At 48.5% G+C, this 13,558-nt stretch carries 4 protein-coding genes; all 4 read right to left on the reverse strand.

The annotated features are described in order from the left end of the window. Positions 1 to 40 precede the first annotated feature (40 nt). On the reverse strand, positions 41 to 7,570 hold the full coding sequence (locus tag FCL48_RS03385) for a cadherin-like domain-containing protein (RefSeq protein ID WP_136870822.1): 7,530 nt from the start codon (positions 7,568 to 7,570) through the stop codon (positions 41 to 43). A gap of 149 nt (positions 7,571 to 7,719) precedes the next feature. Beyond that, a complete protein-coding gene (locus tag FCL48_RS03390; RefSeq protein ID WP_136870823.1) occupies positions 7,720 to 9,870 on the reverse strand; it encodes a hypothetical protein in 2,151 nt (716 codons plus the stop codon). After that, positions 9,867 to 11,705, reverse strand: coding sequence for an efflux RND transporter periplasmic adaptor subunit (locus FCL48_RS03395; protein ID WP_136870824.1), 1,839 nt, complete (start codon positions 11,703 to 11,705; stop codon positions 9,867 to 9,869). Before FCL48_RS03395 ends, FCL48_RS03390 begins: the two co-directional genes overlap by 4 nt. Positions 11,706 to 11,985: 280 nt before the next feature. Further along, a complete protein-coding gene (gene glpK, locus FCL48_RS03400) occupies positions 11,986 to 13,473 on the reverse strand; it encodes a glycerol kinase GlpK (protein WP_136870825.1) in 1,488 nt (495 codons plus the stop codon). Positions 13,474 to 13,558: the final 85 nt, after the last annotated feature.

Consider the following 13,558-nt stretch of genomic DNA (forward strand, 5'->3'; position numbering starts at 1 on the left):
GTTTTTACAGTCATGTTTTTATTGTGGCACGTATCAAGGCTTATTTTTCAATTGCCGGGGGGAGCTGAGGTGCAGGTTGCTGTGTACCTTTTTCAATTATAGCTTCAATAGAGTCATCCTCCTCATCTTCGTTCCCTTTAGCACCGGCAAGTACGGCGAGGGGGTCTGCCAGCTGCCAGGCAGGGAGGGAAGACAGAATAGAGCTGAGAAGTGCACCGCTGCGTAATAGCCATATCACATAACCTGCCGAGAGTCCAGTGGACGCGGCGATTGCAGAGCCCACCACGGTCTTTTCAATAGACGCCTCCTGCTCTGTTTGCTCCCTGAAGTTTTCCAGGGATTGTCTCACCGACTGGTACTCCTCAAAGCTGCGATCGCGGTATTCGAGATCAAGGAGGCTGTAATTGTCTGTAGATAGGGTGACTTTTTCAATGCCCAAGGTAGAGAGCGAGCCTGATTCATTTGTGGTGATTTGAGAAGGTGCCTGAGAAAAGGAGAAAGACCGTACAGTTGTGTTAGCAAAAGAGATATCAAAGGAGACATTTTCAAATGCGGCTGCTATGGTAATTCCCGAATCATTTGCAGAGTCAGACATTCTTTTTGCATTCACGTAGGAAAGAGTGGTGTCTGTACTATCCTCCTGGTTGTTGTCTGTTTCGCCATCTGCAGCATTGTTATCCTGCCTGTTGGTCTCATCAGTTGAGGCTTCGGTCAGTTGTTCCTGTGTTTCTTTCGTTCCGAGATCCTGTCCAGCAGCCAGGTCGAGGGTTTCGTCAATACTTTCCGTCTCTTCTATAATATCAACAGGCTGCGCTTCGTGATTTCCTCCATCTTCCGGAGTACTTATAGCGCTAATGCCTTCATACGAATCGTCAATAACAGGAGGTGCCGCTGTTACACTATGGGTTACTGCAATGGATGATGTTGATGAGACACTCCCGGGGGCAACCGTTGTCCCATTGTCTGAGGCCACAACCTTAAAACTGCCGCTGGTATCTGAGAAAGGAGTGAAAATGAGACCAGAACTTCCATCTGCAACCGTTATAAAATCATTTTCGATAACTGGGGTTACACCGTCACTGAGGTAGAGTTTTCCATTGGTTATCTCTGTGATTTTAAAATGCGTAACTTCAGCCCCATCGGCAGAGCTGGGTGTTACATATATGGGGTCACTCGGAGTTGCTGTAAATGTTGCCACACTGGAAACGACTGGGGCATCAGCCACTGCTGTTCCGAAGAGATCAATGGTACCTGTAAGTGCTGTGGCACCGTTTTCCCGGCCATCCTCAATATGGACTGTGATGGTGGTATCTGCAAAACTGTTCGCTGCCGGTTCAAAGGTGATGCCTGAAAGGGCGGTGTTGACTTCAGCCACAGTGCCTGTGATACTCCAGACACCGGTCTCTGTATTAAAACTTGCTCCTCCAGTGGTGGTGAGGTTCCCATGGCTGACAGAATCCAGGCTCAAGGTTGCTGTGATTATTTCATCCTGGTCCGCGTCGCTGACAACGATGTCCTGCAGGTCATAGACGGTGTCTTCCGTGTAGATTCCGCTTTGGTCAAGGTTTGTAGCCGTTGGAGCGTCGTTTACCGGGGTGAAAGCTACGGTGGCGTCAGAGGGGGTGGTCGTCGCGGTGCCATCTGAGACAGCTATTTTATAACGTAACGCATCTTCACTGCCATCGTGGATTATGCTGATTTCACCATTACTTATCTGTGCCTGGGTAAATGTGGTAATAGCTGTTGTGGTATCACTGTTATGGACAAAGATACCTGCAGCAAGATCAGAAACAGTAAAGACCAGATCCGGCAGGCTGGAGTCAATATCGGTTGCAGCAAGCATTGAGTTGTCGAGTAGTATCGTTTCTCCTTCAGCAATAGACAAACCGTTCACACTCAGATCTGGCGCGTCGTTTACAGCAACCGCGTTCATTGATCTCGTGCCTGTAAGCGTTGGACTCGCCCCGTCGGTGACACTTGTTGCAATAGTAAAATTACTGTTGTAGTTTGCGGCAGGCGTGAAAACAACCGATGACAGCAGGCCGTTGACATCATCAATATCCGTACCGCTTATGGTAAGCACTCCCGCAGAAAATGTTGCGCTGGCAGTACCAAGGGTTCCGCTGTTAAAGCTGCCTGCGGCAGTATCAGAGAGAGTGAAGGTGGCGGTATAAAGGGTGCCAGTATCAACATCGCTGATAACAATAGGAGCTAGAGTTTTTGCGGTGTCTTCGGTATAGGAATCAGCAAGACTCAGATTTGTTGCAGTTGGAGCATCGTTTACACCGTTGTAGGAGATTGTTGCCGGTAATTGGCTGCTTATCAGCAATCCGTCAAAAGCCATCACGCTGTAACCTGGTTCCGCTTCATTACCGTCGTGGACAAAACGTACCTGGCCAGCGCTTACCTGTGCCTGAGTGAAGTTGTCGATAGCAACAGATGGGGCGCTTATCAGTTCAAATTGTCCGCCCGTTATCCCTGAAATTATAAAAAGAAGAGCGGGGTCACTACTGTCTATATCGGTTGCCGAAAGATCGCTTCCGCTGAGAATAACAGATCCGCCTTCGGAGATTGTCAGACTGTTATTACCCATCACCGGAGCATCATTTACAGGGAGAAGAGTAATGTCTGCAGTGTCTGAAGCACTAGTCAGATCGGGGTCGGATACTGTTACCGAATAGGCCGGTTTGGTTTCATCTCCGTTATCAACAAACTGGATCTCACCACCAATTATTTCGGACTGGGTAAAGTTTGTAATCGCTGTTCCGACTGCTGCTGTCCGCTGAAAATACCCACCGGTCACTCCGCTGACGTTAAAGGTGAGGGTACCGTCGATATTATCGATATCTGTTGCAGAAAGATTAGCGGATGAGAGGGTTACGGTGCTTCCTTCTGAGACTGTCAGGATATTATTACCCATCACCGGAGCATCATTTACAAGGTTGATGTCGGTTGTTGCATCACTTGAAGCGTTTGCCAGATCAGGGTCGGAAACTGTCACTGTATATTCCGGCTTCACTTCATCGCCATTATCGATAAACTGGATTTGAGATGCTGTCACCTGAGCCTGGGTGAAGGAAAAAATGGGGGTAAGAGAATCTGTAACTGTGGTAAACATGCCCCCGGTCACACCGGAAACGGTAAAAATCAGATTTCCATCCAACGTTTCCATATCGGTGGCGGAGATATTACTGCTACTAAGAATGAGAGTACCACCCTCATCAATGGTGAGTATATTGGTACCGAGTACCGGGGCATCGTTTACGTTAGTAAAATTAACTGGATCGACCAGTTCCGGGCCATCCACATCATAGAGGTCACCATCTGATACGCTAACGCTGTATGAAGGTGCTGTTTCACCTCCATCATGAATAAAGCGAACCAGGCCTCCGGTAATAGCCCCCTGGTTAAAGGAATTTATAGTCACATCTGGATTGGATACGAACTCGAAATGGCCGCCTGTTACTCCTGAAACCGTGAAAATAAGGGTTGCGTCATTGTTATCAGAATCCGTTGCCGAGAGGTCTGTTGTGGTCAGAACAACGGTGCCTCCTTCGTCAATTGTCAGTGTATTGTTTTGTAGGACAGGGGCCTGGTTAACGGTGTTAAAATTGATGTTTGCTTTTTCTGCGAGGCGGGTGCCATCACCATCAAATATCTCGACAAAATAAACGGGCTCTGTCGTTGACCCGTCATGGACAAACTGAATTGTGTTGTTGTTTACCTGAAGTTGAGAAAAGCCAGTAATGACCCCAGGGGTACCGACGATTTCAAAATGGCCGCCTACAATACCCGAAACGGTGAAAATTAAATCTGCCGGGTCATCATCGGGATCAAATGCCTGTAAATTACTGCTGGTAAGTACTACTACTTGTCCCTGTACCAGGGTAAGAGTGTTGTTTTGGAACTGTGGAATATCATTTACAGGGGTGTAGCCAACATTTGGTGAATCCGGACCCGCAGCATCGTCACCGTCATCTACCGTCAGCTCGTAGTTTGGTTCGATCTCACCTCCGTTATGAACGAATTGCACCTCACCGGCATTTATTTGGGCCTGGGTAAAAGTGAATATGGCTGTATTGGGTGCGGCCACCAGTTCAAACTGTCCTCCAACCACATTTGCAGCGGTGAAAGTGAGGTTCACATCTGTATCATCAGGGTCTGTTACCTGCAGGTTGCTGCTGCCAAGTACCACAATTCCACCTTCATTTATGGTCAATTCATTGTTGGTAAAACTCGGGACATCGTTCTTACCGCTAAAGGTGATGGTGGGTGTGGCCGGACCAGTTGATACGCTGCCGTCGGTGACGGTTACCTCGTAAGTCGGTGCGTTTTCCCCGCCGAAATGGACAAAACGAATTTTTCCATTGTTGATATCCGACTGGAGGAAGGTTGTTATCGCTGCTCCGGGTGCTGAAGCGTGTTCAAATCTTCCTGCTGACACCGATGAAACTGTAAACGATAAACTGTTGTCGGCACTCTCCGGGTCGGTGGCAGACAGATCAGAGCTTGAAAGCACAACCGTCTGCCCTTCTTCAAGAGTCAGGCTGTTGTTTGAGATAACGGGTGTTTCATTGATATTGTTTACCGTTATCAAGAATGTTTCATCGTGGTAAAGACCTTTGCTGTCGATTACCCTGATGGCGATGATGTAGCTATCCTGTCGTTCATAATCGAGCAGCCCGTCTGTCAGGATCAACTCGTCTCCGCCAGCCCCGCCAATGGAAAACAGACCGGCGTCCGGACCGCCGACGATGATATAGGCAGCACTATCGCCAAAATCAGCATCAACTGTACTAAGCGTACCGACTGTTGTGCCGCTTGATGTGTCAATGTTCTCGTCAATTGAGCTGTTGGAAATATTTATATTGCTGGGCGCTGTGATGGTTGTAAGCGGTCCGTCGTCAAGACCGTCTGTGGTGGAATAATCCCCTGAGCCATTACCACTAAAGCCGGTTTCAATATCCAGGGTGTCAACTCCACCCGCCGCTCCGTAACCGAGCGTTGCAACAATTGCTGCCGATTTTGCCGAGGTGAGATGTAAGGTCAGGGTTGTACTGTTGGTTACAATTACCGAGCTGAAATCTGTGGAGTTGAAAGTTATATCCGGCGTCGTTTCGTTATCACCGTTGATATCCCAGACAAATTTGGACCAGTCCATATTGGCTTTCACATTACTGCCTATGCCACCTGTGAAGGAAAAATCGGTTCCAGCCAGAGTGATGGTGTCATTTTCAGCGTTAAATGTGCCACCGGTGATAGTGTTGGAGACTTGTTCCGGTTCAACGGTTAGGGTAAAGCCATCAATTTTTTCCTTGGAATCGTCATCAAACGATACATCCGAGCCATCAAAGAACAAGGAAGCGGTTGCAGCACCGATATCTGTCGCTCCGGTGGGATCTGATACCGAAGTTACATCAAGGGCGAAGATATCAAACTGTTCTACATCGAGTGAGTTGACACCAGTACCAATGGTATCGGCCTGATCCACTGAAAGTAGGATTGTGCCACTGTGGAGAGTCTTACCACCAACGGTAATCGTCTCCTCAACTAAATCGATTCCTCTGAAATTTTCATTGACTTTAATCCCGTCATCACGGCAGTCAAGCAAAACAGAAATGTTGCCGCTTGTACCAGTCCCCGGTTCTACATCCCCTGTTTCATAAAGCCAGACTATCTTGTCATCTTCACCGCCAGACTGAACAAAAAGCAGGTCACCAGCGTTCAGGTTTTTACCGCCTACGGTTACGTCCTTTTCAATTAAGGTAATGCCTCTCAGATCTGAACCATCAGTTCCAGTTAGATCATCAAAAAGGATTTGAAATGTCCCTGAAGTATAGTTCCCTTGGGTTGTGGGGCGAAAGAGCACTATGTCTTCACGGTCTATGTCGCTCAGACCAAAGTCTCCTGGTTCTGCGCCATGTGCGACAAAGAGCAGGTCTCCTTTTTGGAGTTGAAAGTTGGAGGATCCGATTTGTATGTCGCGACTGACATAATGGAGAGCATCAATGTCAGTATCTTTATCGGCAAAAGCTGACAGTAGTGCAGCGGTGGAAAAGTTGCCCGAGGTAGTATTTCCCAAATTGAGATCCGGGTTTGCTATTCCGATAATATCTGAGTCATTCCATGTATCAGTGCCCTGTTGTCCACCGTTAGAAACATCACCATCGGTTGTTATCCACAGGGGAGTAGACCAGGTGTCAGTGGTGTAGTCGATCCTCAGGTTATCAACGTAGAAATTGTCAGAACCAAAGGACAAACCACTGAATCCAGTCGACGATTCGAATCGTATCTTTGTTGCGGCTGAGATATAGGATGTTATATCAATGGATGTAGTATCAGTATGCGACCAGCTTGTCCAGTAGTGAGCAATGCTATGCCAGGTTGAATCACCTTCTGATTGAATTTGTAGTGCGATGTGGCCAGCATTTTCATTTGGATCCACTTCGAAGTCAAAACTGATATTTGCAGAAGTTGCTCCGCTGAGATTGACTGTCCTTGTGATTCCCCGTTGTACTTCACCATAGTCAGCAGTCTCTATGTAGAGTCTGTTGTCTACTATATAGATGTAGCCTGAGCCGGGATCAGTTGTTTCACCCAACTCCGTCCAGTCGTTCGCCCAGCTAACAGTTCCAGTGCTATTGTTGTAAAGGCCACTATTAAAATTATCTGCAACAGTCTCTTCGGCAAGGATATGTAACCAGTCGTCCTGCAGCTTTGTGCTTAAAGGTAGGGCAGTTTCGATCTCGCCCGATTGGTATTCGAGTACCCAGTCGCCACCCAGGTGTTGGTGACCGGTCGGATCGTCACTTGCCGCAACATCTGCTCCAGTAAGCTCTGCTATCTCCTGTAACAGGTCTTTCCCTTCCAGTGAGGAAGCAAGATCGCAGCCATAAAAAAGAATATCTCCATCTTCTGTGAGACTGTTTCCCCAGGAGGTTATGGATTCCTGATTTTCTGCCAGAGTCGTTTCGTTGAGCCAGCTGGAACCTATTTTGACTGAGACCTCATTGCCATGGCTGAAGATATGGATGGCACTGGTATCTTCTCTGTCTGATAGAGCGGTTTCAATCTGGCCAAACCCATCTTCTGAACTGCTGAGAACAATGACTTCAGAATTTTCTCTTTGCTGCAGATCAGTTAACAGTTCCTCGAAACCTTCAATATCATCGTTGATGAAAATGACTTCTTGAAGAGTATCTGAGTTGTCATCAGGGGATTCAACAGATGTTGCAGTCTGCCCCTCATTGACCTCGTCGATACCACTCGTCTGAGCTTCAAGGTCGGATTGCAGAGAATTATTTTCTTCACTGCCGGCATTGTTCTGATCAGAGGTTTGATCTGCGGTGTCTGGTTCTACAGCAAGAGGTGTATCTTGTGTGGGCTGGGACGAGGTGGAGATCTCTTCCAGAGGTTCTGATATGCCTGCAATATCTGAATCGACAGCAGAATCTACAGAAGAATCTACAGACAGGGGCATGATGTCAGCCGAGAGCAGTATTCTTGGCTCTAAGAGTTCAAAAATGGGCAAAGTTCTGTTCCATACAAAGAAAGAGTAATGAGATCTCACCGCCGCCCCCACCGGCGAGATCCTGAAATGTTTACAAAGTAATATATTTTAGCAAACGGCTCAAAAAAGTGTGAGGAATATTTTGCTCTGCGTTCAGATATTTGCCATTTGTTTACCGGAAAATCCACAATCCGCCCTGATAGGGGTGGTTAGCCTCTGAACTTGTTGAGAAAAAGTTGTCGAATACTGCGAATCCAGCGCAAGAGCAAGGGTTGGAATTGGTAATGATATTTGATGAAAGCCCTGCTCTCTGGGAAAAAATTGTCTAATGGTTCGCCAAGCTCAATATCGAGTTGGAACATTTCTTCAAGAGTTGTCGTCTGGGAGCGGTCTTCCGGGTTGAGCAGGATCTTTCCGCCCCCTGCAGTGCCAAGGGCAGGACTGGGAAGATGGTAGGTGCTTTGAGGGTTTTTGGAGATGACTGTGCCTGTAAAGCGTCTGCCCGGTTCAGTGACAATCGTAATCTCGATGTGGGAGAGATGACCGAGAATAAGATCAATATCTTCATCGGCAACCAGTGTTCGGATGGTGGTACTGTCACTTTGAATAAACCCTAGCGTTTCACCCTGTTTAAAAAATCTGCCAGTGAGAGCTTTGGCAGAATGGATAACCAGTTTTCCGGCAAGGGGGCTTTTGATCAGCAACTCCTGTTCCTGTTTTTGTTGGTGATCAAGCCGTTCCCTGAGATCATTGAGCTGTTCTCTGATCGTTCTTGCTTCATAGGGGTTCGCTGCAAATGCCGCCGTCTCTTTAAGTTGCAACTCTTTTACCTGGGATCTGAGCAGGAGGATACTGTGTTGCAGTTGCAGGTCTTCGCCTTCAAACAGCACTTCCTCCTTTTCCACCCGCGTTCCTGGAACCGCTTCCACGCCAGTAATGATTCCCGGCGTTTTCATTTTAACCAGGCTTTTATCAGACAGCCAGACCACGCCCTCTCCGGTTGAGGTATAAGGAAGGGGGATGAGGCAGAGAAAAACTAGTATTGTTGCTACAAAAAGGGACAAGGCCATGAGATAGTTTTTGCGTTTGAGAACAAATCCAGGGGATGCGAGAAGAAGAGGTAATCTCTGTGAAACAGGTTGATAGAGCATCTGGATGATGGCAACAGCACCAATGGCTGCACCAACTGGGCCTAACTTGCTGGCAAACAGGTAAAAAATTGAGCTGTATACTGTCAGCCTGTAAAAAAAGGAGGCAACCCCATAGAGAACGTACCATTTTTTTTCGGCTGCAGAGCCTTGAGGTGGCTGACCGACTCTTGTACCGGTTACAGCGAGTAACACATGGTACCAGATAAATGAACTGCTTTTAGCAGCCAGATTAGGTAGTTCTATGAGATCACTCAGAATATAATAGCCATCAAAACGGACCAATGGGTTGCCATTGAAAACCAGGGTGGAAAGGCCACAGATCAGGATGACATTAAAAGAGATTGTGCGGATGAGCCCCGGTTCCACTGCCGCCCAGAGCAGGATTGCCAGAGAGGCAAGGCTCAGTTCAGCGAGAATACCAGCCCCGGCAACCCTGATGCGCTGCCATTTGTCGGGAAAACGTGCAGAATCCGAGGCATTGACATAGGGAACCGGCATAAAGATCAGAAGCATAATGCCCATTTCAGTAACATCCCCACCATAATATTTGACCGAAAAAGCGTGGGCAAACTCGTGAACGGTTTTAACAAGTGGATAGATCAGCCAGATAATAAGAAGATTGTGCCGGGTGAAAATTCGGTCGACAACGTTGTGGGTCAGTTCCGGCCAGATGAGAATGAGTTGAATACAGGCTGCCGCAAACAGGAGGCAGAGAAATAACAGAAAGAATGGACTGTGCATTGGCCTGAAAAGGCGCTGGTATCTGCGTAAAAGAGGGCTTGGGTTAAAGAGAGGCAGGCGAAGAAACAGAGGGCTTCTTTTTGCCTGATCAAGCAGCTTTGATTTGGATGTAGTACGTTTTTGCAGGGGCTGCTGCAGTTCCTGCGGAAGTTCTCCAACCAGTGCCTCCATCTGAGCCAGTTGCATCAGAATTGCGACGATAGTTTCCCGATTGATGGGCTGAAGCTTTTGGTGGCCTTGAAGAGAGGAGTATATTTCCTGACAGGTGTGTTGGCCTGTCAGGCGACCCACCACCTGATATGCGGCGTTTGAGAAGCGGTAGTGCTGCCTGGTGAGGGCATCTTCAAGCACATAACAGATCTCACCCCGGTAGAGATGGCGGCGGGTGGTAACCTGGCTTTTGAGGCAGGGTTTGAGGTCCGCAACAAGGTTCCATTTGTTGTCTGATAAGGTGGACACTGCGGTCATGGGAGCAATTTCCATCTCAAAAGACGAAGCCTGTCCAGCAGGTTTCTCGTCCAGATATAGACTAGCGGTTTACGACCCACAGTAATCTTGCCGTATCCTTTCATACCCGGAAGAAGCCGGTCCGACGACTGTTCTTCCAAGGTCGCTTCTACTCTGAAGCTGTTATGGCCCTCTACGGCAGTTGCAACCGGGGTTATTGTGGTAAGAGAAAAGCGGAAGTTTTTTCTGGGGAGGCTGTTGAATACAAGAGTTCCAAGCTGACCCTTTTCCACAAGACTGATATCTTTTTCATCGACCTGGGCCAGGATTTTAAAACCGTTATCGGGCACCATTTCAAAAAGGAGTTTACCCCGTTCCACAGGGCCGCCCACTGACTGTGAAAGATCCCCGGTAGTGATGATACCGCTGAACGGTGCCTTGATCTCTGCCCGTTCTTTCTGCAGCTGTAATAAAGATAGCTGAATCTCAGCCTGTTTTTTCTGTTCGGCAATAATCTTGGCGCGGGAAGTGTCATTATCTGCTACTGCTTTTCGGTATTCAAGGTCCGCCTGGGTGTACTTGCTGGTCCAGCTCAGCTGGTCAAGGCTGAGGTCTGTTGTGTCGAGGATGGCGAGTGTTTCGCCTGCTTCCACATGATCACCTGCATTTTTTTGTGCCTCGGCGACGTAACCTGGAAATGGTGCAACGATACCACGAACTATGGTGCCGGAGAGGGTGACATCGGCCTCAACGCGAAAATCGCCTCTGGCAAAAAAACAAAAAAGGAGCAGGGCAACGGTAGTGGCTGCTGTCACCTGCATTCTGGTTTTTTTTGTCAAAATCTTTCTGTACCCCTCCTTCACCCGGAGGGAGAGCAGGGTTGTCAGTCGGTACTCTTTGTAGAGTTTTGTGAGAAGTGTCGGGGTGAGGGCAAGGGCCGTCGCCTCAAAAAAATGAGCCTCTGCAGGTTGAAACGAAGTGGTGGCAGAACGTTCGGCCAGGAGGATAAGACCAGGCTCTGTATCGTTGCCGGGAACCGGTTGTGACATCAGGGAGCCGGATCCCTGGGTTTTTGCTAAATTCCGATGCCGGAGTGTGATACATTCAGGGGTGGCGCTGGTCTGCGGGTAGAGGATCTGTTTTCCCTGATCGTAGCATTCTTCCATTGCCTGCTCAATGTCCCGGACAACCGGACTTGCGTTATCCCGTATTGCTTGGGAGGAGATGACGGCAAGATGCGCCCGATTTTTTTGATAGAGGGCAAGGCTTATCCGCTGACAGGCAAGAATTTTTTCCAGGGAATTCACCAGCAGTTGAGCCGCTTCCGTAAAACTTTCTCCCTGTTGTACTTGAGTCTGCAACCGGGCCAGTGTCAAAAGTGGTTTGGTGTTCTCTGCTCTTTGTTTTTCAGAGGTAAGTAACTCGTCTTTTAACCAGCGTAGACCCGATTCGAGTTGCAGCATGGCTGCATGAAGTTGCTGCTGATCTTTGGGGTAGAGTTCAAAAGCACTTACGAGATACTGGCCATTGGCAAAGAGAAGTGGATAGGCAATATGAACAGATCCGCCCGAGTGGCCTTCTTTTTTTAAGACACCTTGTTCCTCCTGAAAGGAGAGAACGACACCTCTTTGCTCTTTTTCGGCCCGACTGCAGACTCGTAGGAAATATCCTGGCTCATCGAAATGATCAGGCCAGTAGCAGCGAAGTGAGGGCTCCGGATGGTTGTCCAATTCATGAGAAGAGAGATACAGGTAGCCCCTGGTGGCCCCCCCGGTGATAAGTCTTCCCTGCCGGGCAAGCCAGCGGCGGATTCTCGCTGGTCTCAAATCATCTGGAGGTATTATGTCAGTACCCATAGTTTACTATCATAGAAGTGGACTCCTTGTAAGTCCAGATGAGGAGGCAGGGTGTCTATCGCTGTCTGCGGACATGTTGTGCTTCTCGAATACAAAATAGCCTGTCATTTCGTTGTCTGATTGTTCTGCAACCAAACCATTATAGCTTTTTTTCGAGCGAGGAGCAAAAAAGGGACCGCTTAAATTAAAAAATAAATTCGAGAAAAGAGAAAAAGTATAAAGGGACGGGAAGAGGGCAGCCATGGCCCAGGAGCAGAAGACCATGGCTTAAAACAGCAATTTACCTGGTAAGGGTTCTTGATACGGCATCTTTCCAGCCATTATATTTTCTGGCGCGGATATCTTCATCAAGATCGGGGCTGAAGCGCTTGTCGCGCTGCCAGCTGTCACCCATTTTCTCTGGTGGCGGGCAAAGACCAACGTAGAGCCCGGCAAGGTAGGCAGCACCTAGAGCTGTGGTTTCCAGCACCTTGGGGCGATCAACCGGAGCACTTAAAATATCTGAGAGAAACTGCATGGTATAGTTTGAGGCAACCATTCCACCATCAACTCTGAGGACGGTTTCACCCATGTTTGACCAGTCCTTTCGCATGGCGTCCAGGAGATCACGGGTCTGGTAACAGACCGACTCAAGTGCCGCTTTTGAGAGTTCCGCCGGACCGGTTGCCCGGGTAATGCCAAAGATTGCCCCTCTTGCATCCCCATCCCAGTGCGGGGCTCCAAGACCTGTGAAGGCCGGAACAAGGTAGACATCCTGATTAATGTCGGCTTCTCGGGCGAGTTTTCCGGTCTCTGACGCAGACTCAATGAGTCCCATGGCGTCACGCATCCATTGGACTGCGGCACCGGCCACAAAGATTGACCCTTCAAGGGCGTAGGTGGTTTTGCCGTTTAAGCGATAGCCGATGGTCGTAAGCAGTTTATTGTTGGAGCGAACAGCCTGCTCACCTGTGTTTAAAACGATGAAACAGCCGGTACCGTAGGTGGATTTGATCATGCCAGGATTAAAGCAGGCCTGTCCCACAAGTGCTGCCTGCTGGTCGCCTGCGACGCCGCCGATCTGAATGGGAACACCGAAAATATCCGGTGCCGTCTGCCCAAAGTCTGCAGAACAGTCGAGTACTTTCGGGAGCAGTGACTCGGGGATACCAAGGAGTTCAAGGAGTTCTTTGTCCCAGCAGTTCTCATGGATGTTAAAGAGCATGGTTCTTGAGGCATTGGTTGCGTCGGTGGCATGGCTTATACCATCTGTTAGATGCCAGAGAAGAAAGGTGTCGATGGTACCAAACAGAAGTTCTCCCGCCTCTGCGCGCTTTCTTGCATCTTTTACGTTATCGAGGAGCCATTTGATTTTTGTTCCGGAAAAATAGGAATCAAGGAGCAGGCCGGTTTTATCGGTGATCATCTTGTCGTGACCAGCGCTACTGAGTTCGTTGCAGTAGGCTGTGGTCCTGCGGTCCTGCCAGACGATGGCCTTATGAATTGGTTTTCCGCTCTTTTTCTCCCAGATAACAGTCGTTTCACGCTGGTTGGTGATGCCAATACTGGCAATATCTGTCGCGCTGAGACCGGATTTCTCAAGTGATTTTTTGCATGTGGAAAGAGTGGTTGCCCAGATTTCCTCTGGATCATGTTCTACCCACCCCGACTGAGGAAAAAACTGTTCGAACTCCTCCTGGGCAGAGGCCACAATCTCTAAAGATGAATTGAAAATGATAGCTCTGCTGGAAGTGGTTCCCTGGTCGATTGCAAGAATGTGCGATGCCATCGCTGATCTCCTTAGGTAAGGATCCGGTTAAGACGGACAAAATAAAACCTAAATATTGCAAGTGCCTGATGTGTCAGTTAAAAAT

This window comes from Desulforhopalus sp. IMCC35007, assembly GCF_005116575.1.
In the GTDB taxonomy this organism is placed as follows: Bacteria; Desulfobacterota; Desulfobulbia; order Desulfobulbales; family Desulfocapsaceae; genus Desulforhopalus_A.

What these genes read in the sequence shown, in the direction of transcription:
- FCL48_RS03390 (WP_136870823.1), bottom strand. Translation starts at nt 9,870, where the DNA reads ATGACCGCAGTGTCCACCTTATCAGACAACAAATGGAACCTTGTTGCG.
- FCL48_RS03395 (WP_136870824.1), bottom strand. Translation starts at nt 11,705, where the DNA reads ATGGGTACTGACATAATACCTCCAGATGATTTGAGACCAGCGAGAATC.
- glpK (WP_136870825.1), bottom strand. Translation starts at nt 13,473, where the DNA reads ATGGCATCGCACATTCTTGCAATCGACCAGGGAACCACTTCCAGCAGA.